Below are 21,422 nucleotides of genomic sequence, written 5' to 3'. Positions count from 1 at the left end.
CCTCCCGGGGCGGTGGCACCGGTGTCACGTACAGCCCCTCGGCGTCGACGCAGCGCCCGAGGAGCGTGACGCGCTCGGTGTCCTCCAGATCGGAGACGTCCTCGACGAGGAGGTAGCGCAGCGGAAGGTCCCGCTCCCATCCGACGAAATCCTCGACCCGCACCCGACCTCCGCACCCGAACCGTTCCCGAACGGGCAAGCGTACGACCCACCGGTCGAGCGGGGTCCCACCGGGATCCCCCTGCGGTCCTTGACGGCCGGTCCGACCCGCATGGATGCGAGGCCATCGCCCACGGTTGGGACACGGGTATCAGAAGCTGCCTCAGGACCCCGCCGCAGTGCACGCCTGCCGACAGGCGACCGGGCGACCCTGAACGCACCGCCCGTGGGCCGCGACCGACTGCTCCAGGCGCCGGCGGCAAGCAACTGACTGGCCCCAGAGATTAGTTGGCGCCGGCCTCGGCGGACCGGGCCTCGGCTTCGGGCGCCCAGCCGGTCAGGGTGGTCTTGCCGATGGCGGTGCCGGACTCCAGGACGTGGTGGGCTTCGCGGAGGTTGGCGGCGTTGATCGGGCCGAGGTCCCGGGTGGCGGTGGTGGTGATCAGCCCGGCGTCGACCAGGCGGGCGACCTGGGCGAGGATGCGGTGCTGGGTGGCCTGGTCGGGGGTCTGGAACATCGAGCGGGTGTACATGAACTCCCAGTGGAAGGAGATGCTCTTGGCCTTGAGCGCGCCGATGTCGAGGGTGTCGAAGTCGTCGATCGCGACGATCTGTCCGAAGGGGTTGAGCACTTCGGCGTAGGCGGCCAGGTTGCGGTCGGTGCCGGCGGTGCCGAAGACGTGGTCGACGCCACCGGGTGCGACGGCGGCCAGCTGCGGCGTCAGCGGCCGGCGGTGGTCGATCACGTGGTGGGCGCCCATCCGGCGGGCGAACTCCACGGTCTCGGGTCGGGAGGCGGTGCCGATCACGGTCAGGCCGGTGAGGGTGCGGGCGAGCTGGGTGGTGATGGCGCCGACGCCGCCCGCGGCGGCGGTGACGAGCAGGGTGCCGGTCTGCTCCAGGGTGCCGTGGCGCAGGCCCAGACGCTCGAACAGGCCCTCCCAGGCGGTGAGCGCGGTGAGCGGCAGGGCGGCCGCCTCGGTGAAGGAGAGGGTGGCCGGCTTGGGACCCACCAGTCGCTCGTCGACCGTGTGGAAGCGGGAGTCGGCGCCGGGGCGGTCGAGTGCGCCGGCGTAGTAGACGTGGTCGCCGGCCTGGAACAGGGTCACCTGGTCGCCGACGGCGACCACGGTGCCGGCGGCGTCCCAGCCGAGCACACGGGGTGCGCCGCCCGGATCGGCGCCCTGGCGGACCTTGTAGTCCACGGGGTTGACGGCCACGGCTTCGACCCGGACGAGCAGGTCACGGGGACCGGGTTCGGGGACGGGCAGTTCGAGGTCCTCCAGGCTGGCCGGGTCGTCGATCGGCAGGCTGGTGCGGTAGGCGACGGCCGGCATGGTGGCGGGGTGTCGGGTCATGGGGAAGCTCCGTGAGTGTGGGCGGTTCAGGTACGGGTCGGGTACGGGCGGGTACGGGCGGGCTATCGGAGCAGCTGGGGGTGGGCGGCGAGGTAACGGTCGGCGGCCCGCAGGGGGGCGAGGCCGTCGGCGTTGATCCAGGTGTCGAGCTCCTCGACGTCGTCGTTGCCCAGGTGCAGGCCGTCAAGGCGGGCCAGTGCCGAGGGGTGGATGAGATCGAGGCTCGCCCGGCGGATGACGGGGCCGGCGGCGTCGACGGTGCCCAGCAGGCCCTTCGGCTCGGTCAGCGCGCGCAGACCGTGGCGGCGGTTGAGGTACTGCGGGCGCCACAGCGGGATGACGAACCACTCCCGGTCGGCGATCCCCTGTTCGACGCGGGCGATGAACCCGGCCTCGGTACCGGGGGTGAAGGTGTAGCCGGCCCGGTCGAGCCCGTAGGCGGTGACCATCCGGGCGGAGAAGCGGCTGATTCCGGCGCCGGGGTTGATGCCGTCGATGGCGCGGGTCATGCGGGCGGACACGTCGGGCCGGGCGAGGTCGGCGACCTCGCGCACCGCGTCGGCGGGCACGTACGGCGGCACCGCCCACACGCAGTACGGGTGGTAGTGCGGGGCGAGCAGGTGTGCCTGGTCCCGGTAGGCCGACAGGTAGGTGTCGTGGCTGGCGGGCAGCCACGCCGAGACCAGGACGTCGACCCTGCCGTCGGCCTGGAGCTGGAAGAGCTGCTCGTGCGGGGCCTCGATGCTCTCGACCCGGTGGCCGTGGGCTTCCAGCACGCGGCGGGTCACAGCGGCGGTGGCGCGGTGGAAGGACAGGGCGATGTTGCCGACGGTGATCGTGGGCCCGGGAGGCGCGGCGGCGGGCCCGGAGGGCGGGGTGTTCATGGAGTCTCCCGTGGTGGGTGGAGGGCCTCGCGCAGGGTTGCGACGGTCTGCGCGAGTGCGGCGCGGGCGGCGCCGGTCCCGCGGAGGGCGTCGAGGACGACGAAGGCGTGGACGGTGCCCTGGTAGCGCACGCAGGTGACGGGCACGCCGGCCGTGCGGAGCTTCGCGGCGTACGCCTCGGCCTCGTCGCGGAGCACGTCGGCCTCGGCGGTGATCACCAACGCCGGTGGCAGGCCGGCCAGTTGATCGGTTTCGGCGTTCAGCGGGGCCGCGGTCGGCTCGGTCCGCCGGCCCGGGTCGGGCACGTACTGCTGCCACAGCCAACGCAGGTAGTCGGCGCTCTGGAAGTATCCCCGGGCGAACCGGCGGTAGGAGTCGGTGTCGCACTCCGCCGACATGGGCGGATAGAGGAGCACCTGGTGGCGGAAGGAGAACCCGCCGTCCTCCTTGGCCAGCAGGGTCAGGGCCGCGGCCAGGTTGCCGCCGGCGCTGTCGCCGGCCACGGCCATCCGGTCGGCGTCCAGCCCGTGCGTCCGGCCGTGGTCGGCCACCCAGCGGGCCGCGGCGCGGGCCTGCCGGAGGGCGGTGGGATAGGGCGCCTCGGGAGCGAGGTCGTAGTCGACGAAGACCACGGCCGCACTCGCCCCCGCCGCCAGCTCCCGGACCAGCCGGTCGTGGCTGACCGGGCTGCCGGCGATCCACCCTCCGCCGTGCAGGTAGAGGATCACCGGCAGCGGTGCCGGGCCCGGTGCGGCCGGCCGCACCAGGCGGACCCGGACCGCACCGTCGGGACCGGGTACGGACAGGTCCTCGATGTGGGCGTCGGGGCGCTCGACCGGGCCGGACTGGGCCAGGTCCAGCCGGGCGCGGATCTGTGCCGGCTGCCGCCGGCGCGGGTCGGGCCCGGCCGCCGCGTGATCGGCGAGCGCACGGGCGGCCGGGTCCAGGACCGGCGCCGGTGGCTCGGACGGATGAGGCATGAGAGGTTCCTCCAAGCTCCGCTCCGGCCGGGCACCACGGAGAGGCGGTGCCCGACCGTCCGGCGGTTCGTCGGTCCTGCGGTCTGTCAGCCCTGCGGTCCGTCAGTCCTGCGGCAGCTGCAGCGGAACCAGCGGGATGACCGACTCGGTCTCGATCAGACCGGCCGCGACCGCGGGGAACGTCGCGATGATCTCGCGCGCGGCCTCGACCGTCGCGGCGTCCAGGACCAGTGCCGCACCGACGAGGTCCGCACGGTGGTAGCCGTGCACGATCACACCCTGGTCGACCAGCTCCTTGGCCCGGGCCAGCTCGGCATCGATGACCTTCGCGAAGTCCTCATCGGTGGCGTGCGGCGCCGCCTTGAAGACCGCGAGAACACCGGCGCCGGATTCGTTCGACATGGGATGGCTCCTTGCTGGGGAATCGGCGAGAACTCGGTAGCGCCTCGCCGGGCATGACCCCATCCTGCGAGCCGGACCTGTCATGCGTCCAAGGACTGTTTCCTATGAATCCCATAAGCTGAGCACATGCCGACCCTGCGACAGCTCGAATACCTGGTGACGATCGTCGACGAGGGCTCCTTCACCCGGGCCGCCGAGCGCCTGCACATCACCCAGCCCGGCCTCTCCCACCAGTTCCAGGCCCTCGAACGGGAGATCGGCGGTCCGCTGCTGGAACGCCTGCCCCGCACCGTGCGCCCCACCCCCGCCGGGCGGGCCATGCTCCCCCACGCCCGCGCCGCCCTCGCCGAGGCCGACCGCGCCACCACCGCGGCCCGCCGGGCCGCCGGCCTCGCCACCGGCGAACTCCACCTCGCCACCCTCTACTCCATCAGCTACGGCCTGCTACCCGCCGCCCTGGGAGCCTGGCGCCGGCGCCACCCGGGCGTACGGGTCCGCCTGTTCGAGCACCGGCACGCCGAAGCACTGGCCGCGGCCATGACGGCTGGTCAGGCCGACGTCGCCGTCGGGCCGCCGCCACCCGGCTGGGAGGGAACGGTGCGCCATCTCGGCACCGAGGACTTCCTCGTCGCCACCCACACCGACGACCCCGCGGCCCGCTCCGACCACGCGCCCGGCGTCCGGCTGGCCGACCTCGCCGAGCGGGAATGGGTGCACTTCACCCCCGACAGCGGCCTGGCCGACGTCCTCGACCAGGCCTGCGCGGCAGCCGGCTTCCGCCCCCGCGTGGCCGTCCGCACCGAACAGGCCCCCGCCGCGGCCAACTACGCCGCCACCGGACTCGGCCCCACCCTGGTACCCGCCAACACCATCCCGCCGCACTTCAACGGCGCCGTGCTGCGCCCCGACCCCCCGGTCAGCCGCCAGCTGACCGCCTACACCCGCACCACCCCCGACCCCGTCGCGGCCGCCTTCCTGGACGTCCTGGCGGACCAGGACCTGCTGACCCCCCGCCACATCCGCAGGCGCCTACGCCCGGCCACGCCGAGCTGAACGAGGCCGGCGGGCACGGACGCCCGCGGTCCGCCTTCGGGTGCTCCCCCACCCCGTCGGCCGTCTTCGTGGGACTGCTCGGCGTCGGGAAGCTGGTCCGGATGCCGACGGTCAGGCCCGCGTTGTTGATGGACAGGGCCGAGGAGTTGATCTCCGGCACCGTGTTGAGCTCGGTCAACGTCCCGTCGGCCTCATGGGAAGCAGCCGGGTCGACTTCCCGCGGGCGCCTTCCCGGGGCTCAGACCGCGACGGGCTCCTTCCTGCGGTCCGGGGTCGTGGTCTCGGGCTTCCTGTTCGGCAGCGAGAGCCGGAAGACCTTGTGCCAGGCGGAGAACACCTGCCGGGGAAGCGGCCCGGTGACGTACTCCAGCTCGTACTTCTCGAACAGTGCGCGCACCTTCACCGCGACCTCGGCGTACCGGTTGCTCGGCAGGTCCGGGAACAGGTGGTGCTCGATCTGGTGCGACAGGTTTCCGGTCATGAAGTGCATGGCCCTGCTGCCGCTGATGTTCGCCGAGCCCATCATCTGGCGCAGGTACCACTGACCGCGCGTCTCGCCCTCGAGCGACCGGCGCTCGAAGACCTGCACGCCCTCGGGGAAGTGCCCGCACATGATCACCGAGTGGGTCCAGACATTGCGGACCAGGTTCGCGGTGAACGTGGCGGCGAGGGTGGTGAGGAACGACGGGCCGGACAGCAGCGGGTGGATCACGTAGTCCTTGAGCACCTGCTTGCGGATCTTGCGGCCCACGGCCCTGGCCCGCGCACGGAACTCCGGGTCGCGCCGGCGGTGCCTGCGCAGGTTCTTGCCGAGCTCCAGGTCGTACGCGGCGATGCCGTACTCGAAGAAGCAGGCGTTGACGAGGTTCCACAGCGGCTGGCCGAGGTGGAACGGGCGCCACTTCTGGTCCTCGTCGACGCGCATGATGCCGTAGCCGAGGTCGTTGTCCTTGCCGATCACGTTGGTGTACGTGTGGTGCAGCTCGTTGTGCGAGTGCTTCCACTGCGCGGACGGCGAGACGTGGTCCCACTCCCAGGTGGTGGAGTGGATCTTCGGATCCCGCATCCAGTCCCACTGGCCGTGCAGGACGTTGTGGCCGATCTCCATGTTGTCCATGATCTTCGCCACGGACAGGCCGGCGGTACCGAGCAACCACGCGGGCGGGAAGATCGAGAACAGCAGCACACCCCGGCTGGCCAGTTCGAGCTTGCGCTGCACCGAGATGACCTTGCGGATGTAGGCGGCGTCCTTCTCGCCGCGGTCGGCGATCACCTCGTCGCGGATCGCGTCCAGCTCGCGGCCGAGCTCCTCGATCTGCTCCGCGGTCAGGTGGGCGGTGGGGTCGATGGCGGTCAAGGTGCCTCTACCGTTCGATGTCGCAGGCGCCCGCCGCGGCGGACACACAGGTCTGGATGAGGACGCCCGGCGCGGCCTCGGTGATCTCGCCGGTGCGCAGGTCACGGACGGCGCCCGCGGTGAGCGGCGTGACGCAGCCGAAGCAGATGCCCATGCGGCACCCGGACGGCATGAGCACGCCGGCCTCCTCGCCGACGTCCAGCAACGGTGTGGTGCCGTCCGCGTCGACGGCCTTGCCGGTGGTGCTGAACCTGACCTTGCCACCGGCGCCGGCACGGCCCCCGTCGCCGGTGAGGACAGTGGCGGGGCGGAAGCGTTCGGTGTGCAGGCGCTCCGGGGCACCGTGCTCGGCCCAGTGCTCCTCGGCGGCGTCGAGCAGTCCCGCGGGCCCGCACGCCCAGGTCTCGCGCTCGGCCCAGTCGGGCACGAGGCCGCTGAGACGCGCGATGTCGAGCCTGCCGTCGGTGTCGGTGTGCACCTCGACGAGCCGCAGCTTCCCGTCGGCGACCAGGCCGTGCAGGTCGTCGCGGAAGATCACGTCCTGCGGCCGTGGTGCGCAGTGGACCATGACGACGTCATCGAGCCCGGTGTCGCGCAGCATGCCCATGACGGGCGTGATGCCGCTGCCGGCCGTCAGGTAGAGCACCTTGGCGGGCTTGGCCCCCGGCAGCACGAAGTCACCCGCCGCCTGGTCGAGTTGGACCAGCGTGCCCGGTGTCGCCCGGTGGACCAGATGGTTGCTGACCTTGCCGTCCGGGACCGCCTTCACGGTGACGGTGATGCGGCCGTCCCGGCGGTTCGTCGGCGAGGTGATGGAGTAGGCACGCCACAGGCGCACCCCGTCCACGTCGACTCCGATCCGCACGTACTGACCCGCCGCGTGGCCGCGCCAGCCCCGTCCCGGCCTGATCACGACGGTCGCGGCGTCACCCGTCTCGGGATGCACGGCCTCGATGCGCCCGCGCAGGTCGGCGCCCGCCCGCAGCGGGCTGACCAGGTCGAGGTAGTCCGACGGCAGGAGCGGCGTGGTGACCATCTCCAGCAGTTTCCATGCCCTGCTGCGGAGGGCTGCGCTCGTCATGACTCCAGCTTGCTGCGCCCCAGGGCGTAAAGTCCTGACCGTAGGATGTGAATCTGCCCTGCTGAATTGTTCGTGGGAAACAAAAACGTGAGCCATGCACTCCGGAGGGCCGGTGAACCGGCCCTGGACGAAACGACGGTCACCGCGCTCCGGGCCGCGCTGGCGGCCACCGCCGACGAGGTCGTCGAGGCGATCATCGACGAGGTCCCGCCCTATGCCAACGCCCTTTCGGGCCGCATGGGCGCCACCATCCGCCGGGCCGTCCGCACCGCCCTGGGGCACTACCTGGACCTCGCGAGCGGGAACGCCACGAGTGGCGACGCCGGTGACGCGGCCTATGAGCTGGGCCGCGGCGAGGTGCGCGACGGCCGTTCGATGGACGCCCTGCTCAGCGCCCACCGCGTCGGCGCCCGCGTGGCCTGGCGGTGCCTCGCGGCAGGTGCCGTACCCGCGGGCCTGCCCGCCGCCGAGGTCGCCAAGTTCGCCGAGCTGACCTTCGCCTACATCGACGAACTCTCCGCCGCGAGCGCCGCAGGCCATGCGGACGAACTGGCCGCCCGCGGCAGGGCCCACGAGCGCCACCTGGAACACCTGGCCCGCGACCTCCTCGCCGGCGCGAGTCCGGACGTGTTGCTGGCCTCCGTCCAACGGGCCGGGTGGCAGCCCCCGGTCTCGCTGACCGCGGTCCTGCTGCCCGCCGCCCAGGCCCGGCCCGCCTACCGGGCGCTCGACCCGAGCACTCTCGTCCTCGACGACCTGCCGGACGCCACCGGGGTGCTGCTCGTCCCCGACGCCGACCGGTCACACCTCCTGCGGCAGCTGACCGACCGCACCGCCGTGGTCGGCCCGGCACGGCCTTGGACCCGTGCGTCCGCCTCGTACGAACGAGCCGTACGCGCGCGCTCCCTCTCCCCGGACATCCGCGACACCGAGGAGCACCTGCCCGAACTGGTGCTGAGCGCCGACGCGGACGCGTTCGCGGACCTGCGCGCCCGAGCCCTCGCACCGTTGCGGGCCGTGCCGGCCACGACCGCACGGCGGCTGGAGGAGACCCTGCGGGCGTGGCTGCTGCACCAGGGCAGGCGGGACGAGGTGGCGGCGGAGCTGTTCGTCCACCCCCAGACGGTCCGGTACCGGATGTCGCAGCTGCGGGAGCTGTTCCCGGATCTCGCATCGCCGCACCGGGTCCTCGGACTGACCCTGGCGCTGGGCCTCCGGGTCGACTGACGGGCGACGGGCAGCGGGTGACGGGCGACGGGCGACGGGCGACAGGTGACCGAGCCCCGGCCGGCCCTTCCGCCCTGGCGGCACCACCGAGTCGACCCGCGACGGAAGTGTCGGCCCAACGTCCGGTGAACGTCGTGGTGGCCGGCTGCGGCCGTCAGGAGGATGGTGTCGAGGTTGCCGGCACCGGGGCGTCAAACGCCTGTCGTCCCAGCTGAGGTCGCCGGTGGACGTGGTTCACCGCCGCCCGCCGCCCCCTCGGTGGCACGCCGGCCCGCCATGTTGATCCGTGGCTTTCCGGAATACCGATGGATGCCGCCAGGCGCGCCCGAAAGCCATGTCGAGCGTGGGCCGTCCCCGTCGGCCGACCATTTCTAGGAGCCCTTGCATGCCCGCTTCCGTCAGCGTCCACCTGCGCCAGCTCGAATTCGGAGAAACGCGCATTCCCTATCACTACGGCGTCGGCCTGGAGGGCGGGATACCGGACCTGCTGCGGCAGGGCCTCGGCGATGCCGACGTGCTCCTCTTCCTGGTGGACGGCAGGCTGGCCGACACCTACCAGCGGCTCGCCCGGCAGCTGAGACCGGCTTTCGAGGTCAGCTCGGTCGAGTTCGAACCCTCGGAGTATGCGAAGAACCTGAACGCCGTCGGCGACATCATGGAGCAGGCGGTCGCCCGGGGCGTCACCCGCAAGTCGGTGATCGTCGCACTGGGGGGCGGCACCATCGGCAACATCGCGGGCATGGTGGCCGCGCTGCTCTTCCGGGGAATCCGTCTGGTCCACCTGCCCACCACTCCGGTCGGCGCCTTCGACTCGGTGATCTCGCTCAAGCAGGCCGTCAACCTGACCGCCGGCAAGAACCTGTGCGGCACCTTCTTCGCACCCACCCTGGTCGCCTGCGACCTGGACTGGCTGACCACCGTGCCGGCCCGGCTGCTGCGAACCAGCCTGGTCGAGATGGCGAAGAACGTGCTCACCACCTCGCCCGGCCAGGAACGGAAGTTCCTCGCCGCCACGGAACTACTGACGGTCGATCAAGCCCGGGCGCTGGAGTCATTCCTGGAGATCGGCATCTCGGCCAAGCAGCCGCTGCTGCGCGCCGACGGCAAGGAGAAGCGCGAGGCCCTGGTCTTCGAGTACGGCCACACCGTGGGCCACGCCATCGAGTTGGCCTCGGCCGGCACGGTCGGCCACGGCGAGGCGGTGGGCTGGGGGATGCTCGTCGCGGCCGAGATCAGCCGGGCCCGGCTGGACCTGTCGGCCGAGGATCTGGGCACCCACACCAGGCTGATGGGCGCGCTGGGGATCACCCGCGCCACCCGGCCCGCCGTCGACCTCGCCGCCGTCGGGGAACTGGTCGCCAAGGACAACAAGCGCGGCTACATCGCCTGCGGGCCCGACGAGGTGGCCATGGTGCTGCTCCGGTCGGTCGGCGAAGTCGCCTGCAGCGAACCGGGAATGCCGCTGGTACCGGTCCCGGTCGAGGTCCTCGACGGCGCGCTGCGCACCGTCCTCGGGTGAACCGCCCGACGCCGGTCGGCGAACTGCTCCAGAAGGGAAGGCAGTTGCGCATCCTGCGGCTCACGCCCTGGTACTACCACGACCAGGTGGACGCCTGGCCCGTCGAGTACGACTCGATGGGCGGCATGCAGATCCAGATCACCCGGCTGTCGCGGACGCTGGCCGCGCACGGCGTCCGGCAGCTGGTGGTCACGGCCGGCTTCCCCGGACTGCCCAGGTACCACCGGGACCGGGACGGGCTGACCGTCCGGGTGGCCCGGGCGCCGATCCCGCCGATCCGCTCCGAACTGACCTGCCTGGTCGGACTGATCCCCGCCTGGTTCGCCGCCACGCTCACCGCCTGCCTCGGCATCCGGCGCTGGAAGCCCGACCTCGTGCACGTGCACGCCGACGGTTCGATGTGGCCGCTGCTGCTCGCCCCGCTCGCCGCCCGAACGGTCGGCGCGCCGTACGTGCTGACCCTGCACTGCTCCTGCTTGGCGGGCTACCTGTCCGACGCCGGACGGCTGCGGCAGCGGCTCGCGGCGGCGGCCGAACGGATCGCGATCCGCCGCGCGGCACAGGTGATCACGCTCACCGAGGGCACCGGGCGGCTGGTGGCCGAGGCACTCGACACCGGCGACGAGCGGTTCACCGTGGTCCCCGACTTCCTGGACACCGAGGCGAAGCCCGCGGGAACGGGACGGTTCGACTTCGCGGGCTGGGCGGCCGCCGCACCCGGGCGACCGGTGATCGGCTTCGTCGGCCGGATCGCCCACGAGAAGGGCTGGCAGCACCTGGTACCGCTGGCCCGGCGACTGCGCGACCTGCGCCCCCGGTTCCTGGTGGTCGGCGACGGCCCGCAACGCCACCGGCTGGCCGAGGCGATCCACGACCACGGACTGACGGACGACTTCCTGATCACCGGTTTCATCCCCAACACCGACGTGCCGGACGCTCTCGCCGTGATGAGCACGGCCCTGGTTCCCTCCGCCTACGAGGAGCTCGGCGGCGCCGCGCTCGAAGCGCTGAGCGCCGGAACCCCGGTGGCGGCGTTCGGCGTCGGCGGACTCCTGACCACCGTCGGAGAGCTCTGTCCGCAGATGCTGGTGCCCGCCGGGGACCTCGACGCGCTGGAGGCGAAGGTCCGGCAGATCGCCGCGGACCCGCGCCACTTCGCCGACCTCGCCGCCGCCGCCCGCCCCACCATCGAGGAGCGCTACGGCGCACCGGCGGCGGTCCGGGAGCTGACGACCGTCTACCGGCGGGCGCTGCACCCGGACAGCGGTCGGGACCGGGCATGAGCGCCGGCCCGGCCGGCCTGCTGCGCACGGGGCCTGCCAGGAACCTGACCCTGGTCGGCGCCCTGGTCTTCATCGGCGACGGCGCCGAACCGCTCGCCTTGCTGCTCTTCCTGGTGCACGCCGCCGGGTCGTTCGGCGCCGCCGGACTGGTGATCGGCTGCTACGGCCTCAGCGCGGCCGTCACCGCCCCGCTGCGCGGACGGCTGACCGACCGTCACGGTGTGAGCACCCTGGTCGCGGTCGCCGTCCTGCACCTGCTGCTCACCCTGCTGCTGGTCGCCGCCGGCCAGGCCCGTGCGCCACTGGCAGTGCTGGTGGTGGTCGCGGCGGCGCTCGGCACCGGCTACTCGGTGGCGTTCGCGGCGATGCGCTCGGCCTGGTCACGACTGACCGGCGAGGCGGAGCGGGGACAGGCCTACGCCCTGCAGGCCGTGCTCCAGGAAGTCGGCTACATCGGAGGCCCGCTGATCGCCGGGGCGCTGATCGCCGTCGCCGGGGCCACCGCGGCGCTGCTCGTCACGGCCGTCCTCACCTGCGCGGCCACCCTGGCCTTCGGCCGGCTCGCGGCCGTGCGCAGCCAGCCCCGGGCCGAGGTGCGGTTGTGGGGCAGGCCGGCCGTGGTGGCCAGCGGCCCGCTGGCCGTCCTGGTGGCGACCACGGTGCCGTCCTGCCTCGCGTTCGGCGTCGTGGAGGTCAACCTCCCCGCCTACGCCACGGAGCACGCGCTGCCCGGCATCGCCGGGCTGCTGCTCGCGCTGATCGCCGTCGGCAGCATCCTCGGCGGCCTCGGCTACGGCCGGCGCAGCTGGCGGTCCGCGGTCTCCCAGCGGTACGCGGCCACCCTGCTCGCGCTCACCATGACCATGAGCGCGCTCGCGCTCGCCGACTCGGTCCCGGCCCTGGTGCTGCTCACCCTGCTGGTCGGGCTGCCGGCCGCCCCCATGATCACCTGCCGCTACCTGCTGCTCGACGGCACGGTGCCGGCCGACTCCGCCAACGAGGCGTTCATGTGGATCACCACCGCCGACGCCGTCGGCACCGCCGTCGGGCAGGCGCTCGGCGGCGTGCTGGTCGAGCACGGGTCCTTCACGGTCGTCTCGCTCGCCGCCGGACTCGCTGCGGCGCTGGCGCTGGCCGCCGCCGTGCTCGGCGGCCAGGTCCTCCGGCGCTCGGTGCCGCGCGAGCTGACGGTGTGAACCACCCCCGTCCCCCTGACCACCCCCGTCCCCCTGAGCACCCTCCTGCCCCCAACCACCCCCGTGCCCCTGACAATGAAGGACAGGTCATCGCCATGCCCGAACTCGCAGTCGCCGGAGGCACCCCCGTCCGGTCCACGCCGTGGCCGCGCTGGCCGCAGCCGGCCCCCGGAGCACTCGCCGTCCTCGACGAGGTGCTGAACTCCGGCCGCTGGGCCATCAGCGGCCCTTACAACGGGCAGCAGAGCCGAGAACGCCGGTTCGCCGCCGAGTTCGCCGCCTACCACGGCGTCCGCCACTGCGTCCCCACCGCCAACGGCAGCTCGGCGCTGACGACCACCCTGGAGGCCTGCGGCGTCGGCGCCGGCGACCAGGTGGTGATCCCCGGCATCACCTGGGTGGCCAACGCCTCGACCGTGATCGGTGTCAACGCCGTACCCGTGTTCGTGGACGTGGACCCGGACACCCTCTGCCTCGACCCGGCGGCCGTGGCGGCCGCGCTCACCCCCGCGACCAAGGCGATCGTGGTGGTCCACCTCTACTCCGCCGTCGCCGACCTGACCGCCCTCCAGCGGATCGCCGACCGGCACGGGATCCCGCTGATCGAGGACTGCGCCCAGGCGCACGGCGCGCGCTTCCTCGGCCGCAAGGTCGGCACCTTCGGCCACGCCGGCACCTTCAGCATGCAGCAGAGCAAGGTGCTGACCAGCGGCGAGGGCGGTGCGGTGATCACCGACGACGACGCGCTCGCCCGCCGGGTCGAGCACCTGCGGGCCGACGGGCGCAGCTACGGCAGCACCCCGCCCGCCACCGGCGCGATGGAACTGCTGGAGACCGCCGAACTGATGGGCAACAACCGCTGTCTCTCCGAGTTCCAGGCAGCCCTGCTGATCGGCCAACTCGGCCTGCTCGACGAGGAGAACGCCCGCCGCGCGCGGAACGCCGCGGACCTCGACGCCAGGCTGGCCGAACTCGGCTTCCGCCCCCAGCGGACCACCGAGGGCACCACCGGGCGCACCTACTACAACTACGCCGTCGCGGCCGTCCAGGAGGAACTGGCCGACATCGGCGCCGAGCGGCTGTCCGCCGCCCTCACCGCCGAACTCGGCCTGCCGGTCACCCCCGTGTACACGCCGCTCTACCGCAGCCGGCTCTACCGCCCGCACACCCGCTCCCGGTACGCCCTCGACGCGGAGCACCAGCGGCGCATCCACCCGCAGGGCCTCTCGCTGCCCACCTGCGAACAGGCGGCGAAGACCTTTCTGACCTTCCATCACGCCCCGCTGCTCGGCGACAAGGCGGAGGTGGACGACATCGCGGCCGCCTTCGAGAAGCTGGTGGCACACCGTCAGGAGCTGGCGGCATGAGCGGACTGCTGCTGGTCGCGCCGCACCCCGACGACATCGCCCTGTCGGTCGGCGGGTGGCTCGGCGCGCTGGTCGACGCCGACGCGCGGGCCGGCCGGGACCGCTCGATCACCCTGCTGACCGTCTTCACCCGCAGCCGCTGGGCACCGTACGCCCCGGGAGCGGAGGGGCTCGACGAGGACGGCGTCCGAAAGCTGCGGGAAGCGGAGGACGCCGCCTACGCGCACAGCCTGCGACTGTCGTACACGGCTCTCGGCCTGCCGGACAGCTCCGCGCTCGGCATGGACGACGACGCCGAACTCAACGAGCCGGACGGGTCGGCCGCCTCGCGGGCGCGGGAGCAGGAGGCGGCCGAGGCGATGCGGCCGCACCTCGATGCCGCCGCGCTGGTCGTGGCGCCCTCGGCGGTCGGCGGCCACATCGACCACCGGCTGGTCCGCCGGGCCGTCGGCCGGTGTCCGGGCCCGCAACTGCGCCTCTGGTACGAGGACCTGCCCTACGCGCTGACTCCGTCGGCACCGCGGCCCCGCTGGGACGATGTCGAACCCGTCGGCCTCGGGCTGGAGTTCACCCTCGGGCGGTGGGCGGAACCCAAGCGGGTCGGGCTCGGCCACTACGCCTCGCAGCTGACCGGTGCCGACGTCGCAGGCGTCCTGCGGCACGGGGCGGAGGAGGGCGGGCCGGCCGTCGAGCGGGTCTGGCTGGCACCGAGCGACGCGGGCCGCCTCGGGCGGTGCCGGGAACTCGGGCTCACTCCGGCCGGCGGGGCGCCGTCGGCGAGTTGAACGGAGTCCGTGCCCGGCAGAGCACGAGATCGGGGGGCGGAGATGCGGCACGGAGATTCCGCGGACCAGGACCTGCGCGGGGCATTCCACACGATCCCGGCGGACGTCCTCGCCCATGGGGCCCGCGCACCTGCGGCGGACCGGACGGCGGCAACGAGGCCAGCGCCGGAAGGCCCGGCCCGGGATCGGCTTCCGCCGGGGGCGGTCGGCAGGATACGGTCTGACGGAACGTCAGCAGCGGGCCGAGGGGGGGTTTGATGACGGGCGTGGAGATCGCGGTCGGGTACGTGTTCGCGTGGGCGGTGCGCAAGGCGAGGCGGGTGGCCGGGCGAGCGGACGCGGAGGTCGACCGCACGCTGGACGCGGGGATGGACCGGCTCCACGACCTGGTCGGCCGCAAGCTCGGGGAGGACCCCGCGCTCAGGAAGCTGACCGAGGAGGCCGACGCGGGCCTGGCCGAGCCGAGCGAGCGCACCCGGCGCCGGGTGCAGGACTCGCTGGAGGAGGCCGTCGAGCAGGACCCCGGCTTCGCGCGGGCCCTGGACCGCGCGGTGGAGGAGGTGCGGGCCGCGGACCGCGCCGCCGGCGGGGTGTCGGCGGGGGACGCGGGCACGGCCGTCGGCGGGAACGTGGACATCCGCGCGGACCACGGGTCCGCCGCGGCCTGGACCATGGGGGACGTGACGCTGGGAAACCCTCCGCAGCCGGGTCCGCACCAGGCCTGAGCGACCCCGGCGCACCCCCGGCCCCGCCCGCGGAACCGTCCGCGGAACCGCCCGCGGTCCCGCGCGCCGCCCTGTTCGCCGATCACGGCGGCGTCGTCGTCGGCCAGGCGGCCGCCGTCCACCACTACTCCACCCCGGCGGGCGCGGGTTCGCCGCTGGACGCCGCCGCGGACGCCCTGACCGCCGCCGTCCTCGAACAGTGGAACCAGGCCTCCTACAACCGCAAGCTGCGCGCCCCGAGGCCGATCCCGGTGCGCTGGCGGTGGTCCGGCCGCGGGGTCGCCAGCCCCATGGCGGCCGCACTCGGGGACTCCGAGAGCCCCGCCGCCTTCCCGCCGCTGCCCGGCATTCCCGCCACGGACGCCCGCACCCTGCGGGAGGGCGGGATCAAGGACCTGTTCCGGCTGTACGGCAGCCTGCCCTCCGGCCGGATCGCCCTGCTGGGCCGCCCGGGCAGCGGGAAGTCCGAGACGGCGCTGCTGACCCTGCTGGAGGCGCTCAAGCACCGCGGCGGCGTCAGGAACCCGGCAGAGCGCGCCGCCGTACCGGTGCCCGTCCTGCTGAGCGTCACCGGCTGGGACGCGAGCCGGGACGACCTGGCCGACTGGGCGGCCGCTCGCATCGCCGAGGACTACCGCCTCCTCAGACAGCGCCAGTACGGGCGCCGGGCGGCGGAGAAGCTGGTGTACGGCGGCCGGATCGCGCTCTTCCTCGACGGGTTCGACGAACTCGAACCGGACATGCGCCGGGCCGCGCTCAGGGAGATCGGCCGGCACGCGGTGTCCCGGATCATGGTGTTCGCGCGCACCGAGGAGTTCACGGCGACCGTCCGCGCCGGCCACCTCCCCGGCGCCACGGTGCTGGAGCTGGCGCCGATCCCCGGGGCCGAGGCCGCCGAGTACCTCCGGCACTACCAGGTGGACCCGCCGCCCGAGCCCTGGCAGGCGCTGATGGACCACCTGGAGCGCCGGCCGGACAGCGTCCTGTCCCGCGCCCTCGACGTACCGCTCGGCCTGACCCTCGTACGCGACGCGTTCCCCCGCCCCGAGGCCCTCGCCGACCTGCTGGACGAGGACCGCTTCGCCACCCCCGAGGAGGTCATGGTCTACCTGCTGGACCGGTTCATCAGCATCGCCTACCAGCCGCGCCAGCCCTCCGACCCGGTGCCCTACAACGCGGCGCAGGCCCGGCGGTGGCTGGGCTACCTCGCGGCCAAGATGGCGGAGCACGGCACCTACAGCCTCGACTGGCGGCAACTGCCGCGCTGGGAGCGGGCGTTACCGAGGATCGGCATGCTGGGCGCCCTCTGCACGGTCACCGCGGCGGCCGGCGGCGCCCTGGTCTACGGCTGGGGCCACTTCAACACCCACCGGATCAGCGGGCCGGGCCCGGGCAGCCTGGTCGGGGCCGCGCTGGGACTGGTCCTCGGAGTGGCCGCGGGAACGGCGTCGGAGCTGCGCGCCTTCCGGCCCGAGGGCGTCTGGTGGCGGTTCCCGCCCGGCCGCGGCCGCCGGAGGCGCCTGGGCTTCAACCCCGGAGTGGCGGTGATCGTCGGGCTCGTCATCGGCATGGTCTCCGGCGACCACGCCCTCAACGTCACCCACCACGCCCTGGCGTCGCTCGCCGTGCTGGCCGCGGCCGGGACGGCAGCGGGCGCCGTCGCCGGCGTGAGCGCGATGCGCGTCCACCCGGCGCCCGGGCCGGGCGGACGGTTCCGCGGGAAGGCCGTCCACTCACGGCTGCCGCTGCTCCCCGGCGCCGTCGCCGGCGGGCTTCCGGTGGGGTTCCGGTACCTGTTCCCCCACGGCACCTCCCACGAACTCCACCCGCTCGCCGGTCCGTTGAACGGCATCTGGGGCACGCTCATGGTGGCCCTCATCATCGGAGCCGCGCGCCTGCCCTCCCAGGTGGGCGTGCACAGCGACCCGCTGGCCATCTGGCGGCAGGAACTCCGCTGGGACATCGTCTTCGGCGCACTCTTCGGGCTCTGCGTCGGCCTGGGGTTCGGCCTGCGCGAGGGCTTCATGTGGGACAGGGACGTCGTCGCCGGGATCTTCCAGACGATCGGCATCGCCGTCCCCTGCGGGATCTGCGTCATGAGCGCCGGCTCCGACGCCGGACGCAGCACCCTGCTGTTCCTCCAACTGCACCTCCAGGGCGTCTTCCCCGCCCGGGGCATGAACTTCCTGGACGACGCCCACCACCGCCAGGTCCTGCGGGCGGACGGCCCCCGGTACCAGTTCCGCCACGCGCTGCTCCAGGACAAGCTCTCCTACTGACACCAGCGGTGCCCTGCCGGAAGGCTCGCCCCCCGGCCGGACGTACGCCACGGCGCCCACCATGTACGGGATCTTGAGGCCACGAGCAGCCCATGGCAGGCTCGTGCCGCATGATCGATGAATTCGCGAAGGACAACCTGCACGGGAGACTGCGGCGGGACCGCGAGGCGCTGCTCTGGAAGCTCGACGGCTTGTCCGATTACGACGCCCGCCGGCCTCTGACAGCGACCGGGACCAACCTCCTCGGCCTGGTCAAACACATGGCCACCGTCGAGGCCAGGTACTTCGGCGAGGTCTTCGACCGCCCTTCCCCGGAACCGCTGCCCCGGTGGCAGGATTCCGACGGCAGCGATCTGTGGGCGACCGAGGACGAGACCCGCGATCAGATCATCGCGTTCTACCGGCGCACGTGGGAGCACTCGGACGCGACGATCGACGAGCTTCCCCTCGACGCCCCCGGCCACGTGCCGTGGTGGCAGGAGCCTTATGCCGACACGAACCTGTTCGCCGTCATGGTCCACGTCCTCGGCGAGTCCAACCGGCATGCCGGGCACGCCGACATCCTGCGCGAGGGCCTCGACGGCCGGACCGGGATGCGCCCCGAACACGAGGGACAGATCGACGAGGACGCCCATGCGGCCTACCGCGCGAAGATCGAGCAGGCCGCCAGGTCGGTCGCACCGATCAAGGCTTGAATCGACCGAGTCCCGCGGCAGGGCAACACTGCCCGGCGGAGCTCTCCGGGTTCGGGACACCGGGCCGGAGGAAGGGCGACGGTCTTCGTACGGGAGGCGGTGGCGCTGTTGCCGGGCGCGGCGAGGTGGGCCGGGGGCTTCCACCGGTCGGTCCCGTCGGCGAGGCCGCCCGGCGCGTAGGAGCTGCCGTACTTGGGACCCCCGGTGACCCACCGGTCCAGCCGGGGCCTGCCCGCGGCGGCCCCCGGTCCGGAGGGCGGTCCGGGGGCCGCTTGTGCCCGGCTACGCCGTGGGTTCGGAGGTCGTCCTCGCGGCACGCCAGGCGGCGATGATGCCGGCCGCCTTGGTCTCGAAGTCCGGGTCGCGCCAGGCGCCCGGCATGCCGATCACCAACGGCAGCGTGACGTCGCCGTGCTCGCGGTGGGTGAGCCGCACGACGTCCGCGGAATCGGGGCGGTCGCGGTTCTTCCCGACCTCGACGTTGGTGATGTCCGCCCAGGCGAACCGCGTGCCGGAACCCAGCACCCCGGTCCACCGGATCTCGCGCTCGTCGACGCTCACGCTGCTGAAGACGCCCCTCACCTGGAGGACTCCACCGATGATCAGGAGAGCGCCGAAAGCCATGGCGGCGGCGGTCCGGGCGCTCATCGCGACGAGCGAACCGCGGTACAGAAGGTAGGCACCACCGGCCAGGAAGAGCGCCGAGAAGATCCACTGGCGGCGTATCTGTGCCGGATGGAGACGGTAGGTCACATGTTTCACCAGCGGATCCTGCCAGGCCGGACACATCTGAGGAAGCGTCATCTCCGCCCTGCCCGCTTCGCTCCCCGAGCGGCTCGACTCCCCGAGCCCGTGCGAGGGTCTTCACGAGTTGACGCCGCGGAGCACCCTGTCATCCCCTTGACGCCTTGACAGGTACAGGAGTTGAATGCGCCTCAGCTCAGCACACGATGGGACGAATCCAGGGCTCGTCCGGCAGGATCCGCCGGCCCGCAGCCCCCGCTCCGCACCGCGGCACCGGCCCCCTCCCCACCTCGCGGGCCGGGTCCGCGCCCCCCTTCCGTTGGGAGCCGCAGATGACCCGTGATCCCGCGCACCGCCGCACCGGCCGGCGCGCCCGCCTCCTCACCCGCTCCGGCCGCCGCCTCGCGGTCCTGGCCACCCTCGGCCTGCTCGTCGCGCTGGTCGGCCACGCGCCCGCCGCCGACGCCGCCACCGGCACCGGCACCGGCACCGGCACGATGACGGCCCCGGCCCCGGTGGCCGCCGCCGGGCCGCCGGCGGGGTGGACGACCGTGTTCAGCGACGACTTCGCGGGCCCCGCCGGCGCCCGGCCGTCCGGCGCGAACTGGACGTACGACACCGGCCCGGGCTCGAACTTCGGGACCGGCGAGATCGAGACCATGACCGACTCGACCGCCAACGTCCACCTCGACGGCAACGGCCACCTGGACATCACCGCCCTCGGCAGCGGCGGCTCCTGGACCTCGGGCCGGATCCGGACCCCGAGCGCGGTCGCCGGCGCGCCGGCCGGCGGCAAGCTGGAGGTCACGGCCTCGATCATGCAGCCCTCCCCCGCCGGCGGGCTGGGGTACTGGCCCGCGTTCTGGATGCTGGGCCCGGGGCAGTGGCCCGAGAACGGCGAGATCGACATCATGGAGGACGTCAACGCCCGCTCGCAGATGGCCGGTACCGTCCACTGCGGCACCTCCCCCGGCGGCGTGTGCAACGAGGGCACCGGGATCGGCAGCGGCCTGCGCGACTGCCCCGGCTGCCAGAGCGGCTACCACGACTACGCGATGGTCCTGGACCGCACCAACCCGAGCGCCGAGTCGATCACCTGGTACCTCGACGGCGCCGCCTACTTCACCGTGACGGAGAACCAGGTCGGCACCGCCGTCTGGCAGCAGGCCTTCGACCACCCGCTGTCGATCATCTTCGACCTGGCCATCGGCGGCGGCTTCCCCAACGGCGTCTGCGGGTGCACCACCCCGACGGCCGACACCACCTCCGGGGCGACGATGAGCGTCGCCTCCGTCGCGGCCTACACCACCAACGGCGTTGGCAGCGGCGGCGGTTCGGCGATCACCGGCTACGGCGGCCTCTGCCTGGACGACCGGGCGGCCTCCACCGCCGACTACAACCCGGTGCAGATCTACACCTGCAACGGCTCGCCCGCCCAGCAGTGGACGGTCGTCCAGGCCGGCAGCACGCTGCACGTGCTGGGCAAGTGCCTGGACGTGTACGCGGCCGGCACCGCGAACGGCACCGCGGTGGACCTCTACACCTGCAACAACACCGGCTCCCAGGTCTGGATCCCGCGCTCCGACGGTTCGCTGTACAACCCGCAGTCCGGCAGGTGCCTGGACGACCCGGGGTGGTCCACCACCGCGGGCACCCAGGTGCAGATCTGGGACTGCACCGGCGGCGCCAACCAGAAGTGGGCGCTGCCCGCCTGAGACCGCGCCACGGCGGCGGGGCGGGGCCGTTCCGCCGCCGAACACGCCGGAGCGGGCGCGTCACCGCGCCCGCTCCGTGGGGGCCTTCGGAGTTCATCCGGTGGTGCAGGTGCCGCAACCCCGTGCTCCTTGAACCGGATTCAGGAGGCGAGGCCCGTCACACTCTCCGCGGTGGCGCCCAGGTCGCACCACACGGTCGAGGTGCCACCGCTCTCGACCCGGTTTCCGTAGTGGTGGTACCGACCGTAACTCGGCTTGAAGCACGTCACGTTCGCGACGAAGGGCCCGCCCGTACACCTGATCGACGCGCCCGCGTGGCCGCCGCTGCCGGTGAAGAACTGCTTGTTGCTGCAGCTCAGCGCCGTCGTGGTGGCGGAGGCCGACGTCGACGAGATGCCGACGAATCCCGCTCCGGCCATGGCCGTGGCCACCGCGAACGCCGCGAGTCGCTTCATCATGTTCATGCCATTCCTTGGGGTGTGCGAACGGATCGGATGAAACAACCGTAGGACCGCAACTCGCCGGAACGGTAGGCATGTTCGGCGGAATGACCGGAACGCGGCATGTCGCTTCCACTCCTTCTCCCTTGTTCGAACCTTGGCCAGGTAAAGCC

The 21,422-nt window shown here is 73.0% G+C and carries 19 protein-coding genes; 11 read left to right on the top strand and 8 right to left on the bottom strand.

Annotation, left to right across the window (positions count from 1 at the left end; all coding sequences use genetic code 11):
• Positions 1-443: 443 nt before the first annotated feature.
• The 4 genes from ABTZ03_RS31690 to ABTZ03_RS31675 all read right to left on the bottom strand — a co-directional run bounded on the left by ABTZ03_RS31690 (position 444) and on the right by ABTZ03_RS31675 (position 3,783).
• Positions 444-1,517 (bottom strand): zinc-binding alcohol dehydrogenase family protein, encoded by a 1,074-nt coding sequence (locus ABTZ03_RS31690; RefSeq protein WP_350516572.1) that lies wholly within the window; start codon positions 1,515-1,517, stop codon positions 444-446.
• A gap of 62 nt (positions 1,518-1,579) precedes the next feature.
• Positions 1,580-2,401, bottom strand: a complete 822-nt coding sequence (locus ABTZ03_RS31685) for a glycine betaine ABC transporter substrate-binding protein (protein WP_350516571.1) — start codon at positions 2,399-2,401, stop codon at positions 1,580-1,582.
• Positions 2,398-3,381: an alpha/beta hydrolase gene (locus ABTZ03_RS31680; protein WP_350516570.1), complete on the bottom strand. Its 984-nt coding sequence runs from the start codon at positions 3,379-3,381 to the stop codon at positions 2,398-2,400. The genes ABTZ03_RS31685 and ABTZ03_RS31680 overlap by 4 nt, the downstream gene beginning before the upstream one ends.
• Before the next feature lie 102 nt (positions 3,382-3,483).
• The gene (locus tag ABTZ03_RS31675) at positions 3,484-3,783 is read right to left on the bottom strand and encodes a YciI family protein (protein ID WP_350516569.1); all 300 of its coding nucleotides are present in this window, start codon (positions 3,781-3,783) and stop codon (positions 3,484-3,486) included.
• Positions 3,784-3,909: 126 nt separating this feature from the next.
• Here ABTZ03_RS31675 and ABTZ03_RS31670 point away from each other — a divergent pair, with 126 nt between their 5' ends.
• Positions 3,910-4,836 (top strand): LysR family transcriptional regulator, encoded by a 927-nt coding sequence (locus ABTZ03_RS31670; RefSeq protein WP_350516568.1) that lies wholly within the window; start codon positions 3,910-3,912, stop codon positions 4,834-4,836.
• A gap of 238 nt (positions 4,837-5,074) precedes the next feature.
• Here ABTZ03_RS31670 and ABTZ03_RS31665 read toward each other — a convergent pair whose 3' ends face one another.
• Complete coding sequence (locus ABTZ03_RS31665) at positions 5,075-6,193, bottom strand: fatty acid desaturase family protein (RefSeq protein WP_350516567.1); 1,119 nt, start codon at positions 6,191-6,193, stop codon at positions 5,075-5,077.
• Positions 6,194-6,200: 7 nt separating this feature from the next.
• A complete protein-coding gene (locus tag ABTZ03_RS31660; protein WP_350516566.1) occupies positions 6,201-7,274 on the bottom strand; it encodes a ferredoxin reductase in 1,074 nt (357 codons plus the stop codon).
• Positions 7,275-7,361: 87 nt separating this feature from the next.
• Between ABTZ03_RS31660 and ABTZ03_RS31655 the strand changes: the two genes are divergently transcribed.
• From ABTZ03_RS31655 to ABTZ03_RS31615, 9 genes are all read left to right on the top strand, one after another.
• Complete coding sequence (locus ABTZ03_RS31655) at positions 7,362-8,501, top strand: PucR family transcriptional regulator (protein ID WP_350516565.1); 1,140 nt, start codon at positions 7,362-7,364, stop codon at positions 8,499-8,501.
• A 385-nt stretch (positions 8,502-8,886) separates the two neighbouring features.
• Positions 8,887-10,020, top strand: a complete 1,134-nt coding sequence (locus ABTZ03_RS31650) for a 3-dehydroquinate synthase family protein (RefSeq protein WP_350516564.1) — start codon at positions 8,887-8,889, stop codon at positions 10,018-10,020.
• A complete protein-coding gene (locus ABTZ03_RS31645) occupies positions 10,017-11,303 on the top strand; it encodes a glycosyltransferase family 4 protein (RefSeq protein ID WP_350516563.1) in 1,287 nt (428 codons plus the stop codon). Before ABTZ03_RS31650 ends, ABTZ03_RS31645 begins: the two co-directional genes overlap by 4 nt.
• On the top strand, positions 11,300-12,499 hold the full coding sequence (locus ABTZ03_RS31640) for an MFS transporter (RefSeq protein WP_350516562.1): 1,200 nt from the start codon (positions 11,300-11,302) through the stop codon (positions 12,497-12,499). Before ABTZ03_RS31645 ends, ABTZ03_RS31640 begins: the two co-directional genes overlap by 4 nt.
• Positions 12,500-12,594: 95 nt before the next feature.
• A complete protein-coding gene (locus tag ABTZ03_RS31635; RefSeq protein WP_350516561.1) occupies positions 12,595-13,866 on the top strand; it encodes a DegT/DnrJ/EryC1/StrS aminotransferase family protein in 1,272 nt (423 codons plus the stop codon).
• A complete protein-coding gene (locus ABTZ03_RS31630) occupies positions 13,863-14,651 on the top strand; it encodes a PIG-L deacetylase family protein (RefSeq protein ID WP_350516560.1) in 789 nt (262 codons plus the stop codon). The genes ABTZ03_RS31635 and ABTZ03_RS31630 overlap by 4 nt, the downstream gene beginning before the upstream one ends.
• Before the next feature lie 257 nt (positions 14,652-14,908).
• Positions 14,909-15,376: a hypothetical protein gene (locus tag ABTZ03_RS31625; RefSeq protein ID WP_350516559.1), complete on the top strand. Its 468-nt coding sequence runs from the start codon at positions 14,909-14,911 to the stop codon at positions 15,374-15,376.
• Between the two features lie 290 nt (positions 15,377-15,666).
• The gene (locus tag ABTZ03_RS31620) at positions 15,667-17,655 is read left to right on the top strand and encodes an NACHT domain-containing protein (RefSeq protein WP_350516558.1); all 1,989 of its coding nucleotides are present in this window, start codon (positions 15,667-15,669) and stop codon (positions 17,653-17,655) included.
• A gap of 110 nt (positions 17,656-17,765) precedes the next feature.
• Positions 17,766-18,350, top strand: coding sequence for a DinB family protein (locus tag ABTZ03_RS31615; RefSeq protein WP_350516557.1), 585 nt, complete (start codon positions 17,766-17,768; stop codon positions 18,348-18,350).
• Between the two features lie 282 nt (positions 18,351-18,632).
• On the opposite strand, the gene ABTZ03_RS31610 is transcribed toward ABTZ03_RS31615, so the two are convergent.
• Positions 18,633-19,154, bottom strand: a complete 522-nt coding sequence (locus ABTZ03_RS31610) for a hypothetical protein (protein WP_350516556.1) — start codon at positions 19,152-19,154, stop codon at positions 18,633-18,635.
• Between the two features lie 272 nt (positions 19,155-19,426).
• Between ABTZ03_RS31610 and ABTZ03_RS31605 the strand changes: the two genes are divergently transcribed.
• On the top strand, positions 19,427-20,809 hold the full coding sequence (locus ABTZ03_RS31605) for a ricin-type beta-trefoil lectin domain protein (RefSeq protein WP_350516555.1): 1,383 nt from the start codon (positions 19,427-19,429) through the stop codon (positions 20,807-20,809).
• 140 nt (positions 20,810-20,949) lie between these two features.
• On the opposite strand, the gene ABTZ03_RS31600 is transcribed toward ABTZ03_RS31605, so the two are convergent.
• Positions 20,950-21,273, bottom strand: coding sequence for a hypothetical protein (locus ABTZ03_RS31600; protein ID WP_350516554.1), 324 nt, complete (start codon positions 21,271-21,273; stop codon positions 20,950-20,952).
• Positions 21,274-21,422 lie beyond the last annotated feature (149 nt).

This window comes from Kitasatospora sp. NPDC096077 (assembly GCF_040303245.1).
In the GTDB taxonomy this organism is placed as follows: domain Bacteria; phylum Actinomycetota; class Actinomycetes; order Streptomycetales; family Streptomycetaceae; genus Kitasatospora.
This window is presented reverse-complemented; position numbering and strand designations above follow the sequence as displayed.

Coding starts and splice junctions, on each gene's coding strand:
- ABTZ03_RS31660 (WP_350516566.1), bottom strand. CDS start 7,274: ATGACGAGCGCAGCCCTCCGCAGCAGGGCATGGAAACTGCTGGAGATG.
- ABTZ03_RS31685 (WP_350516571.1), bottom strand. CDS start 2,401: ATGAACACCCCGCCCTCCGGGCCCGCCGCCGCGCCTCCCGGGCCCACG.
- ABTZ03_RS31670 (WP_350516568.1), top strand. CDS start 3,910: ATGCCGACCCTGCGACAGCTCGAATACCTGGTGACGATCGTCGACGAG.
- ABTZ03_RS31620 (WP_350516558.1), top strand. CDS start 15,667: ATGGCGGCCGCACTCGGGGACTCCGAGAGCCCCGCCGCCTTCCCGCCG.
- ABTZ03_RS31625 (WP_350516559.1), top strand. CDS start 14,909: ATGACGGGCGTGGAGATCGCGGTCGGGTACGTGTTCGCGTGGGCGGTG.
- ABTZ03_RS31600 (WP_350516554.1), bottom strand. CDS start 21,273: ATGAACATGATGAAGCGACTCGCGGCGTTCGCGGTGGCCACGGCCATG.
- ABTZ03_RS31635 (WP_350516561.1), top strand. CDS start 12,595: ATGCCCGAACTCGCAGTCGCCGGAGGCACCCCCGTCCGGTCCACGCCG.
- ABTZ03_RS31605 (WP_350516555.1), top strand. CDS start 19,427: ATGACCCGTGATCCCGCGCACCGCCGCACCGGCCGGCGCGCCCGCCTC.
- ABTZ03_RS31610 (WP_350516556.1), bottom strand. CDS start 19,154: ATGACGCTTCCTCAGATGTGTCCGGCCTGGCAGGATCCGCTGGTGAAA.
- ABTZ03_RS31630 (WP_350516560.1), top strand. CDS start 13,863: ATGAGCGGACTGCTGCTGGTCGCGCCGCACCCCGACGACATCGCCCTG.
- ABTZ03_RS31640 (WP_350516562.1), top strand. CDS start 11,300: ATGAGCGCCGGCCCGGCCGGCCTGCTGCGCACGGGGCCTGCCAGGAAC.
- ABTZ03_RS31615 (WP_350516557.1), top strand. CDS start 17,766: ATGATCGATGAATTCGCGAAGGACAACCTGCACGGGAGACTGCGGCGG.
- ABTZ03_RS31650 (WP_350516564.1), top strand. CDS start 8,887: ATGCCCGCTTCCGTCAGCGTCCACCTGCGCCAGCTCGAATTCGGAGAA.
- ABTZ03_RS31675 (WP_350516569.1), bottom strand. CDS start 3,783: ATGTCGAACGAATCCGGCGCCGGTGTTCTCGCGGTCTTCAAGGCGGCG.
- ABTZ03_RS31680 (WP_350516570.1), bottom strand. CDS start 3,381: ATGCCTCATCCGTCCGAGCCACCGGCGCCGGTCCTGGACCCGGCCGCC.
- ABTZ03_RS31690 (WP_350516572.1), bottom strand. CDS start 1,517: ATGACCCGACACCCCGCCACCATGCCGGCCGTCGCCTACCGCACCAGC.